18 protein-coding genes are annotated in these 21,027 nt (G+C 60.5%); 5 read left to right on the top strand and 13 right to left on the bottom strand.

Translation table 11 applies throughout. The features are described from left to right. Positions 1-25 precede the first annotated feature (25 nt). Positions 26-928 (bottom strand): GGDEF domain-containing protein, encoded by a 903-nt coding sequence (locus V9K84_RS07310; RefSeq protein WP_088515003.1) that lies wholly within the window; start codon positions 926-928, stop codon positions 26-28. A 177-nt stretch (positions 929-1,105) separates the two neighbouring features. After that, the gene (locus V9K84_RS07305) at positions 1,106-1,978 is read right to left on the bottom strand and encodes a universal stress protein (RefSeq protein ID WP_088515004.1); all 873 of its coding nucleotides are present in this window, start codon (positions 1,976-1,978) and stop codon (positions 1,106-1,108) included. 333 nt (positions 1,979-2,311) lie between these two features. Here V9K84_RS07305 and V9K84_RS07300 point away from each other — a divergent pair, with 333 nt between their 5' ends. The 3 genes from V9K84_RS07300 to V9K84_RS07290 all read left to right on the top strand — a co-directional run bounded on the left by V9K84_RS07300 (position 2,312) and on the right by V9K84_RS07290 (position 4,269). After that, entirely contained in the window at positions 2,312-2,734 is a 423-nt protein-coding gene (locus V9K84_RS07300) for an NUDIX domain-containing protein (protein ID WP_088515005.1), read from the top strand. Positions 2,735-3,044: 310 nt separating this feature from the next. Further along, a complete protein-coding gene (locus tag V9K84_RS07295) occupies positions 3,045-3,692 on the top strand; it encodes a hypothetical protein (RefSeq protein WP_218195168.1) in 648 nt (215 codons plus the stop codon). Then, a complete protein-coding gene (locus tag V9K84_RS07290) occupies positions 3,685-4,269 on the top strand; it encodes a hypothetical protein (protein ID WP_143516649.1) in 585 nt (194 codons plus the stop codon). Before V9K84_RS07295 ends, V9K84_RS07290 begins: the two co-directional genes overlap by 8 nt. 100 nt (positions 4,270-4,369) lie before the next feature. Here V9K84_RS07290 and V9K84_RS07285 read toward each other — a convergent pair whose 3' ends face one another. After that, positions 4,370-5,596: an MFS transporter gene (locus V9K84_RS07285; protein ID WP_088515015.1), complete on the bottom strand. Its 1,227-nt coding sequence runs from the start codon at positions 5,594-5,596 to the stop codon at positions 4,370-4,372. A gap of 353 nt (positions 5,597-5,949) precedes the next feature. Between V9K84_RS07285 and V9K84_RS07280 the strand changes: the two genes are divergently transcribed. Then, a complete protein-coding gene (locus V9K84_RS07280; protein ID WP_256582837.1) occupies positions 5,950-6,198 on the top strand; it encodes a hypothetical protein in 249 nt (82 codons plus the stop codon). A gap of 91 nt (positions 6,199-6,289) precedes the next feature. On the opposite strand, the gene V9K84_RS07275 is transcribed toward V9K84_RS07280, so the two are convergent. The 10 genes from V9K84_RS07275 to V9K84_RS07230 form a co-directional block, all read right to left on the bottom strand. Then, on the bottom strand, positions 6,290-7,624 hold the full coding sequence (locus V9K84_RS07275) for a di-heme oxidoredictase family protein (protein ID WP_218195169.1): 1,335 nt from the start codon (positions 7,622-7,624) through the stop codon (positions 6,290-6,292). Then, positions 7,621-8,922: an extracellular solute-binding protein gene (locus V9K84_RS07270; protein WP_088515006.1), complete on the bottom strand. Its 1,302-nt coding sequence runs from the start codon at positions 8,920-8,922 to the stop codon at positions 7,621-7,623. Before V9K84_RS07270 ends, V9K84_RS07275 begins: the two co-directional genes overlap by 4 nt. Further along, positions 8,909-10,951: a TonB-dependent receptor gene (locus tag V9K84_RS07265; RefSeq protein ID WP_088515007.1), complete on the bottom strand. Its 2,043-nt coding sequence runs from the start codon at positions 10,949-10,951 to the stop codon at positions 8,909-8,911. The genes V9K84_RS07270 and V9K84_RS07265 overlap by 14 nt, the downstream gene beginning before the upstream one ends. 319 nt (positions 10,952-11,270) lie before the next feature. Then, positions 11,271-11,786: a hypothetical protein gene (locus V9K84_RS07260; RefSeq protein WP_088515008.1), complete on the bottom strand. Its 516-nt coding sequence runs from the start codon at positions 11,784-11,786 to the stop codon at positions 11,271-11,273. A 554-nt stretch (positions 11,787-12,340) separates the two neighbouring features. Then, the gene (locus V9K84_RS07255) at positions 12,341-12,790 is read right to left on the bottom strand and encodes a hypothetical protein (protein ID WP_078480297.1); all 450 of its coding nucleotides are present in this window, start codon (positions 12,788-12,790) and stop codon (positions 12,341-12,343) included. 352 nt (positions 12,791-13,142) lie between these two features. Further along, positions 13,143-13,760: a hypothetical protein gene (locus tag V9K84_RS07250; RefSeq protein ID WP_143516593.1), complete on the bottom strand. Its 618-nt coding sequence runs from the start codon at positions 13,758-13,760 to the stop codon at positions 13,143-13,145. A 5-nt stretch (positions 13,761-13,765) separates the two neighbouring features. Continuing rightward, positions 13,766-18,415, bottom strand: coding sequence for an RHS repeat-associated core domain-containing protein (locus V9K84_RS07245; protein WP_338794325.1), 4,650 nt, complete (start codon positions 18,413-18,415; stop codon positions 13,766-13,768). Positions 18,416-18,532: 117 nt separating this feature from the next. Beyond that, on the bottom strand, positions 18,533-18,712 hold the full coding sequence (locus V9K84_RS07240; RefSeq protein WP_088515338.1) for a hypothetical protein: 180 nt from the start codon (positions 18,710-18,712) through the stop codon (positions 18,533-18,535). A 138-nt stretch (positions 18,713-18,850) separates the two neighbouring features. Next, entirely contained in the window at positions 18,851-19,294 is a 444-nt protein-coding gene (locus V9K84_RS07235; RefSeq protein WP_143516665.1) for a hypothetical protein, read from the bottom strand. Positions 19,295-19,733: 439 nt separating this feature from the next. Beyond that, a complete protein-coding gene (locus tag V9K84_RS07230; RefSeq protein WP_143516666.1) occupies positions 19,734-20,474 on the bottom strand; it encodes a hypothetical protein in 741 nt (246 codons plus the stop codon). A gap of 157 nt (positions 20,475-20,631) precedes the next feature. Here V9K84_RS07230 and V9K84_RS07225 point away from each other — a divergent pair, with 157 nt between their 5' ends. Next, positions 20,632-20,940, top strand: coding sequence for a DUF3077 domain-containing protein (locus V9K84_RS07225; RefSeq protein WP_054915325.1), 309 nt, complete (start codon positions 20,632-20,634; stop codon positions 20,938-20,940). Positions 20,941-21,027: the final 87 nt, after the last annotated feature.

Genomic DNA, 21,027 nt, shown 5'->3' with positions numbered 1-21,027 from the left:
TTCTGACATTGGCCATACCCTGGCGTCAGAGCCACACAATCCGATCCTTGCCCATGCTCTTGGCCACGTACAGGGCACGATCGGCCCGTTTCAAGGTGTCCTCGTAAGCGTGGTCCTCGGTCAGCATGGCCGTTGCGCCAATGCTCACGGTGACCACCGTGTCGCCTGCCCAATAGCGGCTCAGCTCTTTGCGAAAGCGCTCATGCAGACGCTCGGCAAGCTGCAGCGCCTGCTCGCGCTCGGTATTGGGCAGGCCCACCACAAACTCGTCGCCACCCAGGCGGCAGGCGAAATCCGTTGCGCGCAGCGCGCAACGACAGATCTGGGCCACCGCCTGGATGATCTGATCGCCGGCGTGATGCCCCTGGGTATCATTGATTTTCTTGAGGTTGTCCAGGTCGAACAGGAACACCGACGTCGGCACACGATAGCGTGTCAGGGACTCGTGGTGCAGTTTCAGGTCATGTTCGAGCTTTCTGCGGTTGAACAGACCGGTGAGCTGGTCGGTATCGCTCAGTTCCCTGAGCCTGACTTCCAGTGTGTGCCGTTCGGAGATATTGCTGGCGACCCACAGCACGACCTCCTCTTCGTCCACCCTGAAGTTCAGGGCCTGGATGCGCCCTTCGAACCAGATGGGATCTTTGGGGCCCTCATCGGGCAGGCCCTTCACGTCCCTGTTGCTCAGCTCGTACTCGGCGACCAGCAGGTTTCCCGTGGCCAGTGCTCGGGCAATCTGCTCCAGAAACCAGTTCGCCTTGTCGGCATTGATCAGGTCTGAAATATACAGGCCGATCAGGCCGGACCCATCGTGGTAATAACGCGCGTCGCGGCCACCAAACACCGCAACGTACTTGCCACTGCGCGACAGGATGAAGGCAGGGTCGGGCAGCGCATCAAGAATCAGGGCCATCTGTGCGGTGTCGATCATGAAGCACTTCTTCTGTGCCGATTGATGAATGGCGTAACGGTAGCCAACAATACCATTACGCCATCATCCGCAACATGGGCCTTGCGGATGCCACCAACGCCGCACGGCGCTTGCGACAGAACCGTTATCGCGTGTGCTGTGCCAAGCGTTTCCGGCCCCCTGCCCTACGTACAGCCCCTAGATCGACACCAACACATCGCACTGCGATTCGCTCAGCACGTGCTTGGTGACGCTGCCCACCAGCAGCTCTTCCAGCGCGCTTTCGCCCTGCTTGCCGACCACGATCAGGTCGCAGTCCAGCTCCTGCTCGGTTTCCACGATCCGCCAGGCTGCGTCGCCGTGTGCAATGATCTGCCGAGCATTGGGCAGGCCGGCGGCTTCGCTCAGGGCCGCAAGTTGCTCCACGGCATCCTTCTTGATGGCGTTGCGGTAGTGCGCGAGGGTGTCCTGGTCGATGTAGGCAAAGCGCATGCTGCCCTCGAAGGGCGCTTCGAACGCGTGCATCAGAATGATTTCGGCCTGCGGGGCCACGGCTTTTGCCAGCTCGATGGCACGCAGCGACGAAGGCGAAAAATCAACCGGCACCAGCACGCGGCGGTACGCCTCGCGCGGGGCCTGTTTGACCACCAGCATCGGGCAGTGCATGCGGCTCAGCATGCGCTGCACGGTGGAGCCCAGCAGGCGGCGCGCCAGGTTCTGCCCCTTGGCCCCGCATACCAGCAGGTTGGTGTGTTTGTCTTGCACCACACGGGTGATTTCGGTAGCCACCGAACCGGGCGCGACCTGTGTGCCAGCGGAGATGGCGTAGCGGTGGAACAGCATGGCAGCCACTGCACGCAGGTTTTCGCCGGCACTTTCCAGCACGCGATTCAACAGGTTGTCATCGGGTACCACAACCTGCTTGAGGCGCTCGTAAGGCGCGGGGTTGGCAACGTAGAGCAGGTCCAGCGCGGCATGCTGCGCCTGGCTCAGGAGTGCGGCCCGCTCTGCTGCGTTGCGCGCAGAAGTGGACAAATCGGTGGCAACCAGTACGTGCTTCAACGGGCTCATGTGGGGCTCCTTATGCAATGTGGCGCATGCGGATCGAGGCGTTGGCCTGCTGTCGATCCGCTCCTTTCGTGCCGCCATGGTCTCCCGAACCCCATAGGCAGCAGCTTGATTTGCGTCAACCTCAAGGCCAGGCATCTGGCTGCGGCAACAAACTGCAACATGTGGGCAGGGTTCATCAGTGTGCTGCCTGGTTTGTCCTGAACTTGGGAGGGAGGCAAAAACCCGGCAGAGCCGGATGGATGCTTTAAGATCGTGCAGTGTTGAAGGCAGCTGACATCGTTCAGCTTTCGACGCGCTCAACACTCAACAGCAATGAGCCAAGGGGAGAACAACATGGCAGTGGATAAAGCTTGCCCGGTGGTGCTGCGCAGCCGTGAAACGTTGGAGGTTCTGGGGTTCGCGCATCCGTTGGCGGGCCTGCAGTTGGTCAAGGGAAGTGTGGAGCCAGGTGAGCCGAGTGAAGACGCTGCTGTACGAGAACTGTTCGAGGAAGCCGGAATTCAAGGCACGGTGGGACGAAATCTTGGCGTGTGGCGCGCTGAGGTAACCGGGCATGTGTGGGCATTTCATGAGTGTCACGTCACCCACGAGCTTCCCGACACCTGGGTTCACTTTACCCAGGATGACGGAGGGCACGCGTTCAGGTTTTTCTGGCATCCACTCCATAGCGAGCCATCCGACGCATGGCACCCACTCTACAAGGATGCATTGAGCTTCCTTCGACTTGGCCTCACTGAAGCACCCGTGCCCGGCTAGGCGCCATGTCGGCTATTGGCCGAGCACAAACGGGCGGTAGACACGCTGATGGCAAAGTAAACAACGTCAACTACGCTGCTCGCAGTTGCCGCGTAATAGCCGGATCGAGTCCATCTTGTGGCGCCCTGCTACTTCAAACGTCGGCACCTTGGGAGGATTGATGAGTTGCTTACCCCGTCACGGCAGAGTCTCCTGCTCGCGTTGCCACACCGAGAGTGCGCCAGCATTCGATGTAGCCACTCGCACCGAGGGCGAGTGGCGTATTACGGCAAACCCGCTGGCATGGGGCAGTACTACGCCAGAGGTGGTTGTGCTGGGCTTCTCCAAGGGCCCCACTCAGGCGGGGGCACTTGCCAGCACACCTCACGACGACATCGCCTACAAGGGCAGTCGTCTCAATGTGGGCAAGATTCTGGCCCACGTGGGCCTTATCCCCGCCGCCCCGCCTGACAGGCTCAAGCAACAGGTGGACCGCCTTATTGCGGACAACAACGGGCGCTTTCATTTCGCATCGCTCATCCGTTGCACCGTAGAGCGCCACGACCGCAAGGCTGGTACCTGGAAAGGATCAGGCGGCGGGATGCTGGACAAGTTCATTGCCAGCCCGTTCGGCAAGTCGGTGGCCAGCAACTGTACAACGGCCTTTCTTCGCGACCTGCCGCAAGAGACCCGACTGATCGTGATGTTCGGCCTGGGCACGGGGATGAACTATGTCGCGTCTGCCTACGCGCTGTTGCGCCATGCCCGCCCCGGCGCATGGAAGATGATCAACGCCGTGGCCTACACAGACGGCAGAATCACCGTGGTGCATGTCGAGCACTTTGCGGCGCAAGGCGCCTTGATCCCCAACTGGCTTGGGGAAAGGGATCACCCGAGAAGCAGGCTTGGCCTGCTCTCGAAAGCGGCTGTTCAAGCAACAGGGGTCGGCAACTTCAGCGGGGGGAATGGGCATGGCTGATCAACCGGTGCTGGCGGGCAAACACTTCCAGGCGATTCTGGCAAGCGCACCGCTGAACCAGGCGACGTTCCTTTGCCAGGGTTCGAGCAGCATGCTGTTCGAGCACGGTACCAGGCTCTATCGCCTCACGCTCGAAGGTTGCGGCCACAATTTTCTTGCCCGGCAGTGGGCCCAGGGCAACCGTAATGTCGTCGAGGTCATTCACGACTATGGCGCCGTGGGTCCCTCTGACGCTTCACTCAGGGGAAGCGAAAACGAGTTCTACTGGCTGGCCGAAGTGGAAAGGTTGATAAGCGTGGATGAGGCCAGCGAGCCGTTGCTTGCCAGCCTGCTGTCGGGGTTGCTCGACGACAATGATGATCTGCCGGCCAACGCCGTGCTTGCTGAACAGTGCCTGGCCTTGGCCGGTGAGCATCCCGCGCTGGCGGGGGTGTTGATCACACTCGCCAGGGCGGCGGAATTTGCGCAGCGCCATGAATGTGACGTGGATGCCAAGCTCGACAACCTGATGCGCCGCCCCGCTACCGGGGAGCTGGTGTGGACTGACCCGCTGGGCGGGTGTTTCTATGCGCCGTAGATCAGCAATGAAGTGCTGATTTGGGCTATCGAATCTCAGCGATCTGCAAGGCCGCACACGCGGCCCCCTCAAGATTGACGTCAGCCCATGCGCCGGGCTGCTAGCAAGGCTGAACCGCCATTCGGTTACTGACCTTGCGCCCCAGCACCAGCACCGTGACAAAACCGCAGCCCACCAGTGCCGTGGCCAGGCTCAGCAGCACCGAGCTGCCCATCTGGTCGACGATGCGCCCGCCAAAGAACGACCCCAGCGCAATGATCACCTGAAACAAAGCCACGAACAGCGGCATGCCGCGCTCGACATCCTTGGGCGCCACCACGAACATCCAGATGCTGGCGCAGGCCGGAAAGGCACCGAAGGCAAAGCCCCACAGCGCGATCAGCATCACCGCACCGGTCATGCCGGTGGCGAAGTAAGGGAACAACGCCGTGCTGACGGCAATCATCAGCGCCACCAGCATCAGCGTGTAACGCACGCTGCGGTTGGCGGCAAACCCGGCGAAGACATTCCCCAGCACCCCGGCCACGCCATACAGCAACAGCAGCGAGCCAATGGTCGGCCCATCGAAGCCGGCGCTTTGCTTGAAGAACGGTGCCACATAGGTGTACGCGGCAAAGTGCGCCAGGCCGATCAGCAACACCGCAATCAGGCCGACCCGGGCTTGCGGATTGATGAACAGTGCCGGCAGGTCACTGATGCGAATGGCCTTGTCGGGGTTGAGCCGCGGCAGCAGGAACACCTGGGCCAGCAACACTGGTACACCCACCAGCGCGGTCACCAGGAAGGTCATGCGCCAGCCCATCAGGCCACTGAGGCAGGTGCCGACGGGCACGCCCAGCACGGTGGCCAGGGTCACACCCACCATGATGATCGAGGTGGCCTGGGCTACCCCAACTCCCTTGGGGGCCAGGCGGCCGCTGAGGGCGATGGCCGTGGCCCAGAACCCGCCGATGCTCACCCCCAGCAGCACACGGCCGAACAGCAGCAGGCTGAAGTCGGTAGCGTAGGCCACCACCGCATTGGCGATGATCATGATCAGGGTCAGGCCGATCAGCAGGTAGCGCCGGTCCATCGCGCCGATGCCCACCGACAGCAAGGGCGCGGCGAGTGCGGCCATGATGCCGGGCAGCGTCACCATCAGGCCGGCATGACCGGCACTGATGCCCAGGTCGCTGGCGACATCGTTGAGTACGCCCACCGGCAGAAATTCACTGGTCACCAGGGCAAAGGCGCCCACCGCGACCGAGAGAATCGCCAGCCACTGCTGTTTGACGCTCTGTTGATTGTGTTCGGGAAGGCCGCTAGGGGCCTGGCTTGCGCTTGGCATGGTGCTGGGTTCCATGGGGGAAATGACGCCTTGAGCAGGCGCGGGAAGCGGGGAAAAATCGAAGGCGATTATACAAGCGGGTTTTACCGCGCCGACAGGCGGGCCCTTTGATAGTAATCATCAGCGCTATCGATGAAAGGCCCGTAGTAGAGCAACTGCTGCAGGCCCATGCAAGCTTGGCCCAGCTTGCCGGGCATGCCAAGCCCCGGTACCTGACGCAACATCCGCCAAGGCCCTGCCCAGCGCCTCAAATAATTTGAACCGCCTCTGGGCGAACTCGCCTAATGATCAGCATGTGGATGATCCCACAGGCAACGTGCCAATACCGGCAAGCGCTATCAGAGGTGGTCAACGTGGCTAAGGACGAGAAGAAAAGCAAAGACGGGTCTTCAAAAGCCAGCAAGGATTTGAAAGACAAGAAGTCATCATCGGCAAAGAAATCAGCTGCGGCATCGGCTCTTTCCAAAGCCTCTGAAAAGAAAGAAAAGAAAGACAAGAAAAAAGATGCCGAACCCAAGAAATCTGCAAAAAAATCGGACAGCAAGCCCGATAAGGCCAAGAAGTCGGACAAGGCAGATAAACCTGCGAAAAAGAAAAAGTGACGGTTGCGATTGGCCAGGGCTTCATGCCCTGGCCTTCTCATGCTGAATCGCGCTTCCGTCACTGAGAGATGATCGCCTTGGGTCCAGCGCCCTACAGCGACTCAAGAAACGCCCGAATCGCCGCCCGTTCCTTCGCCCCCAGCGTTACATAGCGCTGCCGGGCCATTTGTGCTTCACCGCCATGCCACACGATGGCTTCCTCCAGCGTGCGCGCTCGGCCGTCGTGCAGGTAGCCACTGCCGGGGTTGATCCGCTCACCCAACCCAAGCCCCCACAGCGCAGGGGTGCGCCACTCGCGGCCGTTGGCGAGAAAGTCCTCACGGCCATCGGCCAACCCCTCGCCCATGTCGTGCAACAACAAATCGGTGTACGGCGCGATCCGTTGCTGGCTCAGCGCCGGGTACAGCGGGTGTGTGCCCGTGACCAGTTCGGGCCGGTGACAGGCCGTGCAGCCAATCGCGGCAAACAGTTTTTCACCCTGCACAACCGCAGGCTCGGCCTGCTGCCGGCGCACAGGCACGGCCAGGTGGGCGAGGTAGAAATGCAGGTCACCAAGCTGCATCGCGTCCAGCTCCGGCTCGCCGCCGTGGGGCGCCTGCGCACAGGCCTGTTGGGCAGGGGTGCAGTTCTGCTCAGGAGCCAGCGTGGAGGTGATGCCCAGGTCGCCCAGCATGGCGTGGGCAATCTGTTGGCGCAGGTCGGGCTGGTTGGCCTTGAGGCCAAAGCGGCCCGCCTCGGCACGCTGTCGCTCCACACTCCACACCTGATTGATGCGCCCGGTCACGCCGTCGGGCTTGGTTTCAGCCGCCATGGCCTGCAGCGTGCTGGCCTCGATGGCCTCCAGCAAACCGAGGCCGAATACCGGCGAGCCCACCCGCGCCGAGGTCAACACCCCGTCCAGTGGCCCATAGGCCAGCTCGCGCAGTTCGACACGCGGCATGCGCAGCATCACGGTTTCGCCATCGCCCAGCTGCACCGCGTGCTCCTGCCAGTACACATGGGCCCGCCCTTCCCCCGGCACGCCGGGCACACCTTGGTCGTTGAGCTGGTCGCCATACACAGGATGAGGCTTCGGCCCGCCGTGGGCATCGCGGCCCGGCACGGACAGGCGCAGCAACAGGCTGCGCATTGCCTCCCCCTGCTGCGGCGCCTGGCCACGGCCGTTCTTGGGGTGGCAGGCGATGCACGACACCCGGTTGTACAACGGCCCGAGCCCATCCACCGCTTCGTCGCGAGACGGCGCGACCACCCACGCCTGCCGGAACAGGCTGCGCCCGCGAAAGAAGCGCTCCAACTGGCCTTCGTCCAGCCCGGCGAAGGGCTGGGCATAGGCTTCACGGTTGACCGCGGTGTGGGTGACATCGGCGCTGGCGAGCGCGCTCACCAGCAAACCGATCGACAGCCCGGCGATGCGCACAACGGTCACTGACCCAGCCCCTCCAGCAACCGCGCCGCCTCTGCCCGCTGCAGCGCGGCCTGGAACTGCCAGGTGATCTCGGTGCGGCCCAGTGCATCCTGGTCGGTTGCCGGCTCGTGGGCCATGCCCTTGTCCTGATGTGCCGCGAACAGGCCCAGCAACGGCTTGGCCTCGGCTTGCCCGGCAGTCAGTGGCGGCGCGGTCAACAGCTGACGTATGGCAGCTACGTCATGCCCCGCCGCTTCGGCCGCGTGCAGCCGCGTCCAGAGTTCGTTCAGCGCCTCGTGGGGCAGGCCCAGCCATTGGGTGAACAGCGAACTGATCAGCGCCAGGCGTTCGCGCGAGCTGCCGTTGCCGTAGTCATAGGCGCCGTGCCCTGCGGCAACGAACGGGTCGTGGTACTGCGCGGGCAGCTGCGCATACACGCTCGGGCGCACCGGCAGCTTGCGAATGTCGGCATCGGCCAGCAGCGCCTGCCCGGCGTCGGACAACACGTACCGTGCGAACGCCCGGGCACCGGCCGGCGCCTGGGTGCTTGCGGTAATGGCGATGAATGCCGGGTTGAGCCCGCCGTGGGCCGGGTACACGAAGTCCACCGGCTCGCCGTTGGCCTTGGCCGAGGCGACGAAGAAGTCGATCGACAAGCCAACCGCTGCCCGCCCGCTGGTGACCTCGTCACTCACCAGCGTACCGCCGCGCGTGACCAGCCGCGCCTGCCCGGCCAGCTCGCTCCACAGGGCCCAGCCGCGCTCCCAGCCATAGGCGCGCAGCACGATATCCAGCAGCACCGGGGCAAACCCGACCCGGCCCGGGTCGGGCAGCGCCACCCGCCCGCGCAACCGGGCGTCGAGCAGGTCGGGCCAGTCCTTGGGCGTGGGCACACCCAGCTCGGCGAGCGACGCGGCGTTGATGGCAAAGCCGTAACCTGCCAGCTCAGTCGCCTGGTACAGGTTTTTTTGATCACGCAACGCCAGGCCGCCGATCTGCGCCGGCAGGCCCTCCAGGCTGATACCCAGCGGCTGCCAACTGCCCGCCTTCGCCAGCCGGGTGAAGTTGCCCGGCGACGGCGCCCAGTACACATCCACCCCGCCCTGTCTGGCTTGCAGCAGGTACGGCAAGGCATCGAAGCCCTGGCGCCAGAGGACCTGCAGGCGATACTCCGGGTGGGCCTGGGCGAAGCCATCCTCCACCCGCGTCATCACCTCCTGGGGGTAGCTGGTCATCACCACCACGCTTTGCGGGGCCGCGCTCAGCAGGCCGCTGAACGCCAGCAGCAGGCCCGCCAGCCAGCGGTTACAGCGGCACATTGAATTGCACGAAGTATTGACGGCCCATTTCCGGGTAGCCCTCGCTGTACTCGTACAGGCGGTCGAACAGGTTGCGCACGCCGCCCTCGATCAGCACGTCGTTGCTGAAGCGGTAGCCGGTCTTGAGGTTGTACACCGCGTAGCCCGGTGCCATCTGGGTGGCGTCGGAGGTGTTGTAGCGACGCGAGGCCGCCTCCACGCTGGCGGTGTGCTTCCAGGCGTCGAGGTTCCACGAGGCCGAGCCGAACAGGCTGTGGCGCGGGGTGTCGGTGGGGTGCAGGTCGCGGTCGCTACGGTTCTCGCGGTCGAGGAAGGTGTAGTTGGCTGCCAGCTCCCACTCGCCCAGGTCGCCGTTGATGCCCAGCTCCACCCCCTGGTTGCGCGCCTTGGCAATGTTCTGGAACTGGCCGCAGGGCGCGGCGCAGTTGTCCTGCGCGGGCACGGTGACCTTCTGGATGGAGTCTTCGATATTGGCCACGAACAGCGCCGCGTCCAGCTGCCATTGCGGGGCAACCTGGCCGCTGTAGCCGAACTCGTAGTGCGTGGCGCGTTCGGACTTCAGGTCCGGGCTGGGGATGACCGTACCGAAGCGGGTCGAGTAGCGGTCCTTGATGGTCGCAAAGCGGCTTTTGCGCGCCACGGTGAGGCGCAGTTGGCCGTTGTCATCGGTGCCCAGCAGCGGGTTGGTGTTGGCGAACAGGCCGAGCTGCGCGTTGACCGCGTCGTTGCTGCCGGTGGGTTCGTCGTACAGCACGGCCTGCTTGGGCGAGCTGGCGGTGGTGCCGTAGTTTTCGGCATCCAGGCTCTTGCGGTAGTTGTAGGAAACGCCGCCCACCACGCTGAAAATCTCGTTCAGGCGCAGGGTGTCTTCCAGGGCAATCGACTGGGTCTGGTCGCGAAAGTGGGTTTGCGGGCTGTCGCCATCGCGGGAGCGGTGCACGTCATCCTTGAAGTGGTAGGCGATGCCCAGGCGGTTGTTCTCGGTCAGGGCCAGGTCGGCTTCCACCGAGAAGCCGGTGCTCTCGTCGTCGTACTTGCTCGGGAAGCCCTTCTGCAGGTTACCCACCACGCCGTTGCGGTAGGCGAAGCTTTCCAGCGAGTTCTTGAAGGTGTCGTGGTACACGCGGGTTTTCAGAAAGTGCTCGCCAAAGCCGGTTTTGGTGGCGATGAACACGCTGGTGTTGTCCGAGCGCGGCCACTCCCACCAGCGTGCGCGCTGGCCGGTCGGCGGCAGCTTGCCGGCATAGGTGGGCTGGCCCTTGCTGCCCTCCTGCTGAACGTAGCCGAGCACGTATTCATCGGTTTCGTTGGGGGTGAAGCCCAGCTTGAAGCTGAACTTGGTGTCGCGGTGGTCGCTGTTCTCGCGCCGGCCGGTGCCTTGCTGGTTGTTGGTGGGTTTGAAGTCGCCGGGCAGCAGGGTGTAGTCGTAATCCACATACGACACCCCGCCCTGCATCCACCACGCGCCCTGGTTGGAACCCACGTTGGCGTAGGTGCGGTAGGCGTTCACGTTGCCGTGATCGGTCAGCTCCAGCCCTCCGCCCACTTCGCCTTCGAATTCCTGCACCGGGCGCCGGGTAACCAGGTTGATCGCCCCGCCCAGGGTGTTGGGGCCGTACAGCAGCGAGGCAAAGCCCTTGTCCACCTGGATGCGCGACAGGTCGTAGGTGGTGAAGCGGCCCAGGTCGATGTTGCCGTCGTAGGGCACATAGGTGGGGATGCCGTCGATATACACCGGCACCTGCAGGCGATCGAAGCCGCGCACGAACACCACCTGCTCGGCGCGACCGCCGATATAGCCCAGGTTGACGCCGGGGGCCAGGGTGAGCGCGCTGGCGACGGTTTCGCGGTCGTGCAGGCGGATGTCCTTCAGGTCGATGACCGAGCCGCCGGTGGACAGGGTTTCGTCCTGGGGCGCGGAGATCTGGATTTCGCCGAGGGTGAAGGTGTTTTTCTGCTCCGCGAGGGCGGATTCAGCGCCCAGGGCTGCGACGGCAACCATCAGGGCGTGCGGTGTTAGCGGCTTCATTGCTGCTCCTGTGTCGGCCTTGACGTAGGCGGCGCCCGGGCGACGTTGTGTATTATTTTATATAGCGACCGACGGTTTTTCTGGTCACGACCTCCCCAGGAGGTGATCAGCCGGTGGTTGCTTTAGGGGGAAAGCGGGATGGCGCAGGGCCAAACGGCAGGAATGCTAGCGTTGTTCACAGGACGTTACAACGCTGTACACAAAAATATATAGCGAATTGACCAACCCAGAAGCGGGGCTTCTAGCGGCTTTGCGCTCGACGGCAAGGTGTCAGCGGAGTGCCGGCAAGCGCATCGAACCCCTACCCCTCAGGCACGCGCTACATCGTCTGTCGAGGGATGGCATAAATACGTACAAGTTCCTCGTTGCAGGCATGGTCAAGGAACCTGCTCTCTAGAAAAACGAAGCTCTCAACGAAGCCGCAGGTCGTGAACAGCTGCTTGACCTTGGTCATTTCCATTGAGTCCGTTTCAGGTTGATTCTTGATAAGCGTTTGGCGAAGTGCGCCGGCTGCAGTACTTGGGTATATGAAGAGTTGGGGCACCAACGTGGAGCCACCGCTGGTATCGAAGCGTGTGAAGGTGATGGCAGTCAGCTCTAACTGCCTTTGATTGCTACGGGCGAGTGCACGTACGGTATTCAATACGAAAACAGCAAGCCCCAACAGAAAATCCGAGATGTCTTTTTTCTCGAGTTTTCTTTGTAATTTTTTTAATCTGCTGTCCCGTGAAATGATGGGGTATTCTTCAAAATCGTCGAACGCGCCTGCCAGGCAACGCAGATCATTGTAGGCTTCTTTTTTTATTATCTTTGCGTACAACCCATGTAACTTCATCTATTTGAATCTCAGCATACGTATTTTAATGAAAAACACCGGGGCGCGACATTGTATGTTCAATCCACGCGAATAACCAAACGGGCCCTGCCCACTAAATCGCCCTACCACGGATCATAGTACCGATACCGGTTGTAATGCAGCCCAGTATCAGGGTCGTGATACTGCCCCTGAAACCGTAGCGGGTTACTCAGCCCTACCTGCCTTGCCCAGCCCGACCGCTCCTCATGCACCTCCCCCCACGCCTTGTACTGCCCCGCCCACGCCACCGCCCCATGGTGGTCAGTCAGTTCCATCGGCGTGCCCAGGTGATCGCACTGGTACCACGCAAGCGCATCAAACGCCTGCGGCTGCATGTGCGTTTACCACAACGGGTCCTGGTCTAAGCTGCAGATGCAAATCTACAGGAGCAGTTGCTGGGAATCATCGACACTGGTTGCGCCCTCAAGGACGCGTCTCGAGTGCCCCAAAGAATGCAAGTAATATAGAGTTCTGCTCTCATGACATATACTGCAAGTAAAGCCATCCAAAGACAGGCAATATCTACTTAACAATCAGGATCGAGAGCCGATAGTAACGAAGACCTCTCCATACTCTTCATCATATATACGTCGCGCCACTGCATACTCCGCACCAAATTCTTTAAATATTTTAGAGTTCCAACTTTCAGAAATTATTAGGGCAACTTCCATGGCTTGCTCCGTGGGAAGCTCATCAAAAACCCCCGTTATCTCTAGCAGGTTCATCCAGAACTGAGTCTCATCTAGACTTTTGCTCAAACTCAAGTGACGCTCAAACATCTCAGGATCGAACAGCTCAGCAACAAAAACCTTATCATTCAAAATATTGAAACTTGGCCATAAAAATCTTGCAAAGCAAACAATAAAGTCCGATGCCAGCTCGTGATTCACATAAATTGCCCTTACATAATCAATGCCTGTTACAGCGTGATCCTTATTGGCATTCACAAAAGAAGAGAAGTCAAATGATTTAATACTATCCAAGTTATTCACCTTTGGGATGTTCGTCAGGTACTGGATGGCGCACGCGCCATTTATCTATGAATACACGACCGTCTGGCCTAGTATTTCCGTTGCTTCTTTTATGTTCGGCCTAGCAATATTTCCGTGATTTTTCCCGACCCACGGTACTGCTTCCACGTTCCAGTAATGCGCGGTGGATTGCCCACCTCGTCATGGAACCACTGCAGCGTGCTCGCCGCATTGAGCGCCTGGTTCAGCTTGCCATTGTCGGCATAGGCAAAGCGCTCGTTCTGCGACTGGTCACCCTGACTGGCGGTATGCGCGCCAGCGGTCCCATGGGGTCAAGACACGGGTCATCACAACACTGGCCACCCTACCAACAGGGCATTTCTCGCATATTTTCGATGAACACTAGGCGCCCTTCATCGCCTACTAAGCTTTCTAACTTAGTCAAGAAACCATCCATGTCTTGGGAGATCAAATAAAATGCCCCCCAGCCATGCTCTTGCGCACGTTGAGAAATCCCAAAATATGCGCAAGAAGATAGCAGACTTTCATACAATGGTTCTTCAATCCGGCTGTCATCTTGCAGGAAGTGCGACAACTCAGAAGGCTCTGGCTTTTCAGTGTGCCTATAGCGGGAAAGAATGCTGTATTTTTTCATGGCTAGCACATAACGCTCATGCGAGGCAACTAAACTGCTAAATGCGCCACCTTTATCTTTGAAGAAAAAATTCGGCATGCCTCCCTTGGGGAATACTCCTGGATGATCAACACTGCCTGAGCCGCGTAAGCAGTAACACCCTCCTAACAATTCATCTAAAATACTTTCAGCTACCTGATTCACATCGAACCCCAGCTTACCATTCGGATCACGCGCCATTACAGCAGAAAGCTCATCATTACCATTTGCCGGTAGTGACGATATACGATCATTCGCGTATTTTTTTAGATACTTAAATTCCGATCTGCAAATCAAAACTTCGAACATTCTAGCTACCCCGGATAAGTAAATACTATGACTTCGCCTTTCTTGTTTTTCGCGTGCACATGCGGCCCGTCGTGATGAGCAGGAAATCCTTCGCCTACCATATGAGGGTGCCCGTCTGGGTGATCAAAAACTAGCGGCTTAGCGCCTTCTTCCTTCCGTCCTAGCGTACTTCCTCTAGCGCACAGACATGCGTAATTTTTCCCCCTGCTTTCAGAATTAAGCTCGGCAACGAGAATATCCGTTCCTCCTCGACCAACCCTCGGAACTTGAGCATGCTGCTGCGCAAGCCTCAACGCATGCGCACGGCTTCTAGCGGCAACAACTTTCTCCAGTCCGAGTGGGTCCGTCCATTCGATAGGGTTCGGTGCGTATAAGTAGAGATTCAATCCACCCGCGTAACTAATCGGGTCCTTGCTAACAAATCGCCCAACCCCCGGATCATAGTACCGATACCGGTTGTAGTGCAGCCCAGTCTCCCGGTCGTGATACTGCCCCTGAAACCGTAGCGGATTGCTCAGCCCAATCTGCCTTGCCCAGCCCGAGTGTTCCTCTCGTACCTCACCCCACGCCTTGTACTGCCCCGCCCACGCCACCGCCCCATGGTGGTCGGTCAGCTCCATTGGCGTGCCCAGGTGATCGCACTGGTACCACGCAATCGCATCAAACGCCTGCGGCGGCATGTGCGTTTGCCACAGCGAGTCCTGGTCGAAGTCGTAACTGCGCTGGCTCCAGTCCGGCTGCTTGTGCAGCCGCACCGGCCCCCTGCGCAGGGCCTGGGCCACCGGCACAAAGCTGCCCGGCTCATACAGGTAATGCACCGTGCGGCCCGTATCGCCTTCATACCGCGGCGGGGAGCTTTCCCACGCCAGTGTGTCGCCGTCCCAGCCAAATAGCGTGAAGCCACAATCCAGCTCACGCTGGCGCTTGGCCCGTTCAAGCTGATTCCAGCCCGTGCCGGCCTGCGGCTTGTTCGAGTAATGCGCAACCGAGTGTTTGTGCAGTCGCCGGCCGAGTGCGTCATAGCTGTACTCGGCCTTGAGCTTGTCGTCGCTGTAGCTCTGCAGCCGATCGAACAGGTCCCAGGTGAACTGCGCACGCACGCCGTTGTGCAGCCGTTCGGCGAGGTTGCCGCGCGCATCGTAGGTGTAATGGGTGCCGGCGTACTCGCGCAGCAGGTTGTCCATCAACCTGTTGCGTTTCGGGGCCTGGTCCAGCGGGCGGTTGAGCTGCTGCGTCTTCTCGTCCAGCAGGTTACCCGCCGGGTCGAACGCGAATGTCTCCACCCCCAGGCGACTGCTGGCCTGCAACAGGCGACCGACAGGGTCGTACTGGTAGGCCAACTGACCACGCCGGCTGTCGTGAATGTCGGTGAGTTGCCCGGCGCCATCGTACTGGTACTGACGCTTGAGCAACGTGGACTTGCCGTCGTGGCTGCCTAGCAGTTGCTCCTGCAGCCGTCCGGCCGGGTCCCAGGCCTGGCTCTGCATCAGCTTGTTGCCCTGATGGCGCGCCACTTCACGGTGCAGGTCATCGCGCTCGTAGCTGAGCATGTCGTGCTGGTCGAGCTTCATGCCCAGCAGGTGGCCGCTGCCGTAGGTCAGCCAGCTGACCGTGTGGCCATCGGGGCGCACGGTCGCGATGCGCTGGTTGAGCACGTCGTACTCGTGCGTCCACACCGCCACCACCGGCTGCTGCAACCCCAGGTAATGCTGATGCTCGCGGGTCAGATTGCCCGCCTCGTCATGGAACCACTGCAGCTGGCTTGCCGCGTTGATCGCCTGGATCAGCCTGCCGTTGCCGTCATAGGCAAAGCGCTCGGTCTGGGACTGATCGCCCAGCCTGGCGGTACGCTCGGCCAGCCGACCCATGGGGTCGAAACGCAGGTCGATGCGGCGCTGGCCGACCTGGGTCGAGGCCAGGCGACCGCTGTACGGGTCGTATTGATAACGGGTGGTCAGGCCATCGAAGCCGGTCTCCTGCAACAGGCGACCGACCGGGTCGTACACGAAGCTCGCCTGGCTGGTGTTTTCGTTTTCCAGGCCGATCAGGCGGCCCAGTTTGTCCCAGCGATAGCGCAGGGTGTGCTCGTTGGCGTCGACGCGCTCGGCCAGAAGCCCGGCGCCGGAATAGGTCCAGGTGGTGCAGCGGTCGAGCGCGTCGAGGTACGCCAGCAGACGGCCTTCGGCATCACGTTCGAAGCGCTCTTCGGTGTTGTCGGGGTGGGTGACCCTGGACAGTTGCCCGGCCTTGTACTCATAGGCGGTCTTGTTGCCCGCTGCGTCGGCGAACTGCACCAGCTGGCCGAAGTCGTTGTAGGCCCACTGGCTGGTCTTGCCGGAGCAGTCGACGTACTCGAGTAGTTGCCCGGCGTCGTTGTAGGCCAGCGCCTTCTGGTTGCCGTTGGCGTCCTTGATCGCACTTACCAGGCCGCTTGGGGTGTAGGCAAATTCGGTCTTGTTGCCCAGCGGGTCGACCGTCTCTACCAGGTTGCCGCGCTCGTCGTAGTCGCGCAGCCAAAGGCCACCCTCGGCATCGCGGATCTTAATCAGCTGGTCATGGTCGTCGTAGGCGTAGTGCAGCGTGCTGTGGTCGGGACGGATGTGCTGCAGCAGGTTGCTACGCTCATCAAAGCTGTAGCGGTCCTGGCTACCGTCGGGGTGCACGTGGCGGATGATGTTCTTGCGTGCATCACGGAACAGCCATTGCTCGCGGCCATCGGGATGTACGACGCGGTAGGTATAGCCAAGGGCGTCGTAGTAGTACCAGGTTTCCTGGCCGTGGGCGTCGGTGACGTAGGTCAGGCGGATGTTCGGGTCCCACGCCAGACGGGTCTCGAAGCTGCCGTCATCCGCCCATTCATGAATCGCCTTGGCGTGCGGGCCTGTGCCATCCCATTCGAGGTTGAGGCCACGGCCGGTGCGGTCGGTGTAACGGGTGATCAGATGATGCTGGTACTCATAGTGCCAGGCGGCACCGTTTTCATCCTGAGCCGCTACCAGGTCACCCGCGCCGTCGTAGTGATAGGCGCACAGTTGGCGCAGCGGCTTGCCATCGACCACCTGCCACACACCCTGGATATGCCCCTGCTCATCCAGCAGGGTGCCCAGTTGCAGGTGCACCTTGCTCGGGTCGTCGTCCTGGTAGGTGTTGATGTCGGACAGCACCGGCTGGCCGTTGTGGCGATGCTCGTAGTGCAGCATGGCACCGGCGCCGCTGCGCAGGCGAATGTGGGTCAGGTAAAAGCGCTCGCCGACCTGGGCATAGGTTTCGAACCGCTCCTGGCCCCGCACCAGGGTCAGCTGCTGTGCACGGGTGCGCTTGAGGGTCAGGTATTCGATGGGGTCGTGGTGCCAGGTGTCGACCTCGAGCCACGGGAAGTCGTGGCTGCGTCCATCGCTGTCATGCAGCACCAGCCCCTTGTCGACCACATCGATGCAGGTGGTGAACTCGGTGATCCAGCGTGCGCCTATGGTGCCGCTATCCAGAGCGTCGAGCCGCGAGTTGTAGACCCGGGCCCAATCCACCGGAAACGGGCCGGACAACGCGAAGTCCTGATGAACGACGGTCTCGTCGCCGAGCACATGGCCGATGCTGTGGCCGGTACAGGGACAGATACCATTCTTGTCGGTATTGGGGGCCTTTTTGGCCCTGACCTGGCGGCTGACCACCTCGGTCGGGCCTTCACTGTGGATGTGCCGCGCCTGCTGGGTGACCCCGGGGCGAATGCTGGTGGCAACGCCGCGCCTGGCGGGGTGTGCCAGCACGGTTTCCAGCAGGCGGCTCAGCAACCAGGCAATGCTGTTTTGCATGCCAGGGGCGCCCAGGGCTTCGAGGCGATCCGGCACCGACGCGGCCAACCCGTCGAGCGTGTGCACCAGCGGGCGCAGCAGGCTTTCCAGCGCCTCGCCGAAGTGGCTGGCGACACGGTTGTAGGCCGCCTTGAGGTTGCCCTCGGAGGCATTGGCCAAGGCCGACAGCGCCAGGCGCCAGGCGTCAGTGCTCAGCAGCGAGTCGTACAGCGCCGCCTGGGTCATCTGGGTGCGTGACAACTGGTGGCTGGCTGCGGCGTCGAGTTGGCCCCGGGCAGCGGCTTCTATGGTCCTGGCCAGCGTGGTGAACAACAGGCGCGCGGTGTCGGCGGCCTCGCCGAGTATGGCCGGCAACTGGGCCAGCGCCTCGCGTACGTAGTGTTCCAGGGCGCCGCGGATGTTGGCATGCAGGTGGCCGTCGATGATCTCCAGGATCACCGCGCCGATGTTCGCCCCCGGGCGACGGCGCAGGGTCTGGCGGGTCAATTGCAGCACCGGGCGCAGCACCATGCGCGCCTTGGCCAGGCCTGGGGGAAACGGCACTACGCCGATCAGGTTGATGCCCAGGCTGACCCAGTCGAGCGGGTCGGGAGACGGGCTCTCCAGCAGCGTGAGGATATCGATCAGTACATCCACACCGGCCAGGGCATTACAGACCACCGGCACATTTTCGCCGGCCTGGCGCAGCAGTTGCAGGTTCACCAGGCCGTAGGTGACCTCGCGCAGCCAGTGGTCGACAGAGGCGGCGGCAGCGCCGAGGTCTTCACTGAGCAGGGTTTCGAGTGGGGCAATCGCAATCTGGATCTCACGCTCGCTGGGCGTGGACGCGGTGGGGGAAGCAGGCATCGGGAATAGCCTTCCTAGGCAGGGGCGAAGCGCCCTGGGTGGTCCATGAAGGCAAAAGGGTACGAGGGCAAGGAATTCTCAGATATGGAGAAACTTCCTGGAGTTGTGTGGGATGTGTCACATAAAGATGTAGATGCCGGGGATATACACCGGCACCGGCAGGCGGTCGAAGCCGCGCACGAACACCACCTGCTCGGCGCGACCGCCGATGTAGCCCAGGTTGACGCCGGGGGCCCGGGTGAACGTGCTGGCGACGGTTAAGACAGTACTTTTCGTACAGTGCCTAGAGCGCCCCATCCAGCACGTCACCTACTTCCCATTGACTTGCGTTGCCTACCTCCAATGTTTGGAACTTATGTGGCAACTGTGGACAGCTCGAGAACTGCACTTATCGTCACTTCAGTTTTCTCCAAAGCCAAGCTCCCCATTGCGCGGCTATGCGCGTCCCCGATCTGGCACCTCGCCCACATACCAGTGGCTTCCATTGGGAACCTCCAACGTCACAGGCACATTGGGCAACAGTTGTCTCATTGTATAATTCAACTTGAAGGGGGCTTTCTTCGTAGAACCGTCTGAGTTGAGCCACTCCATAATTGCACCATCGGTAGTGTCCAGCTCAATCAGATAGAACTTAAAATCTGAATTATTTGTTAACTTGAATCGAAGAGTTTCTGGCTCTTCAGGTGGCGCAATTAAGGAATCGGCGGTCGTCGCTATAAACCTTCCGCCGGGGTAGAGATTGAAGTCATAAATGGTTTGGGGCGATGTTAATGGGGATTTTGTACCCGTGGTGCGATCGTTGACTTTTTTGTAGTGGAAATAATTGATCTTACCCTCCATTTCATTTTGGAGGTGCACGTTGAAGTATGTGGCACTCATGATCGATTCTCCCAGGAAAGGCACTCGGCTACGTGCTCATGGATAGCTTGCTACGTCATCTTGCTTGTCACAACTGTCAACTTTGCCAGTTGCATCGAGCCGATCCAGCCCTGCCTGAGCAATAATGCAGAGGCATCCGGCTCCTGCTTCAGGGGCGTTGCGCATACCGGTGTAGAGCGTGTAGAAGCCCCACCCCCAACCAGCTAACCTTGCGAGCTCGCAGGCAATCCAGCGACCGGGCCTCGCGGCTCGCTACTGCGCCAACTGAACATCAGATGGCAGCTCCACTCAAAAAGGGAGGTTGTTGCAACGGCAACCAACCTCCCTCTGTTCAAAGCATGCACTACTTAAAAAATGCTGACGACGCGAGAGCTGAATTATGGTCACTTGAGTTCTGTACAGCACCCAAGCTCCCCCGTTGCGCTGCCAGGGGAAAAGGTCAGTTGAATTCTACTTCGCTCACCGCCCACCAGCTTCCTTCGATTACCTCCACTTCAGTTGAGCTGTGTGGAGGTAGCAGCCATGCGACCTGTGCAGAGGGGTCGCGAAAGGGTTTTATTTCGTAGTCTGCCCAGCTCGATTTTTTGTCCCCCCCTGAAAACGGATACTCTTGTCTATCCCCAGACATTCGCTTGTAATCTTCGATTATTGACTTGCGCTCAGCTTTAACGTACTCCTCACCTTTGTCCTCCGGAATCTCCGCCAGCTCGGCTTTAAGCTCTTCGGGATAATGGAACTCATCGTCTACGCGGACCAACCCGACACAAAAATCTGAATTATTTTTCAATTTGAATCGAAGAATTTGTGGATCTTCAAGTGGCGCAGTTAAGGAATCGGCGGTCGTCGCTATAAACTTTCCGCCGGGGTAGAGATTGAAATCATAAATGGTTTGGGGCGATGTCAATGGGGATTTTGTACCCGTGGTGTGGTCGTAGAATTTTTTGTAGTGGAAATAATTGATCTTATCCCATGTTTCGTTTTGGAGTTGTACGCTGAAGTATGTTGCACTCATGATCGATGCTCCCAGGAAAGGCACTCGGCTATGTGCTCCTGGATAGCTTGCTACGTCATTTTGCTTGTCACAACTGTCAACTTTGCCAGTTGCATCGAGCCGATCCAGCGTTGCTGCCTGAGCAATAATGCACAAGCATCCGGCTCCCGCTTCAGGGGCGTTGCGCATACCGCTGTAGAACGTCTTGAATCCCCACCCCAACCCCGCTAATCTTGCGACGTCGCTGTCAATCCAGCGACCGGGCGTCGCGGCCCGCTAATGCAAAAGGCGCAACTGCGCCACCTGAACATCAGATGGCGGTTCCACTCAAAAAGGGAGCTGCACAATGGTCAAAACCGTCTCCAATCCCCCGCTTACTACTCAACCCCGCAAACGCATCTACACCGCCTTCGGCTGTTGCAACGGTAATCACCCGCCCCTGTTTTCAGTCTGCGAAGGCATCGAGCTGGAAGACGCCCTGGTTCACCTGTCGCTCCAGATCCAATGCGCCAAGGACACCACCGCCCAAGCCTGCGAACGCGCCGACGAGCAGTTCAAGACGCTGCTGATCGCCGCACAGCAATCGCTGGAAATGAGCACCGTACTGATCGACACCGTGCTGGACGGCATGGAAGCAAACGCGGCACCCGAGTAACGACGCAACACACGGGCCGCACACGCGGCCTACCGAGCTCGCTCCGCCCACCAAAACCCCACCTGCCCCCCACATCACGCACTCTCC

Source organism: Pseudomonas sp. AE27 (assembly GCF_037113495.1).
Classification (GTDB): domain Bacteria; phylum Pseudomonadota; class Gammaproteobacteria; order Pseudomonadales; family Pseudomonadaceae; genus Aquipseudomonas; species Aquipseudomonas palmensis.
This window is presented reverse-complemented; position numbering and strand designations above follow the sequence as displayed.

Bases quoted from the DNA above. Each gene is read 5' to 3' on its own strand.
- V9K84_RS07310 (WP_088515003.1), bottom strand. From the start codon at position 928: ATGATCGACACCGCACAGATGGCCCTGATTCTTGATGCGCTGCCCGAC.
- V9K84_RS07305 (WP_088515004.1), bottom strand. From the start codon at position 1,978: ATGAGCCCGTTGAAGCACGTACTGGTTGCCACCGATTTGTCCACTTCT.
- V9K84_RS07300 (WP_088515005.1), top strand. From the start codon at position 2,312: ATGGCAGTGGATAAAGCTTGCCCGGTGGTGCTGCGCAGCCGTGAAACG.
- V9K84_RS07290 (WP_143516649.1), top strand. From the start codon at position 3,685: ATGGCTGATCAACCGGTGCTGGCGGGCAAACACTTCCAGGCGATTCTG.
- V9K84_RS07285 (WP_088515015.1), bottom strand. From the start codon at position 5,596: ATGCCAAGCGCAAGCCAGGCCCCTAGCGGCCTTCCCGAACACAATCAA.
- V9K84_RS07270 (WP_088515006.1), bottom strand. From the start codon at position 8,922: ATGTGCCGCTGTAACCGCTGGCTGGCGGGCCTGCTGCTGGCGTTCAGC.
- V9K84_RS07265 (WP_088515007.1), bottom strand. From the start codon at position 10,951: ATGAAGCCGCTAACACCGCACGCCCTGATGGTTGCCGTCGCAGCCCTG.
- V9K84_RS07260 (WP_088515008.1), bottom strand. From the start codon at position 11,786: ATGAAGTTACATGGGTTGTACGCAAAGATAATAAAAAAAGAAGCCTAC.
- V9K84_RS07250 (WP_143516593.1), bottom strand. From the start codon at position 13,760: ATGTTCGAAGTTTTGATTTGCAGATCGGAATTTAAGTATCTAAAAAAA.
- V9K84_RS07245 (WP_338794325.1), bottom strand. From the start codon at position 18,415: ATGCCTGCTTCCCCCACCGCGTCCACGCCCAGCGAGCGTGAGATCCAG.
- V9K84_RS07240 (WP_088515338.1), bottom strand. From the start codon at position 18,712: ATGGGGCGCTCTAGGCACTGTACGAAAAGTACTGTCTTAACCGTCGCC.
- V9K84_RS07235 (WP_143516665.1), bottom strand. From the start codon at position 19,294: ATGAGTGCCACATACTTCAACGTGCACCTCCAAAATGAAATGGAGGGT.
- V9K84_RS07230 (WP_143516666.1), bottom strand. From the start codon at position 20,474: ATGCGCAACGCCCCTGAAGCGGGAGCCGGATGCTTGTGCATTATTGCT.
- V9K84_RS07225 (WP_054915325.1), top strand. From the start codon at position 20,632: ATGGTCAAAACCGTCTCCAATCCCCCGCTTACTACTCAACCCCGCAAA.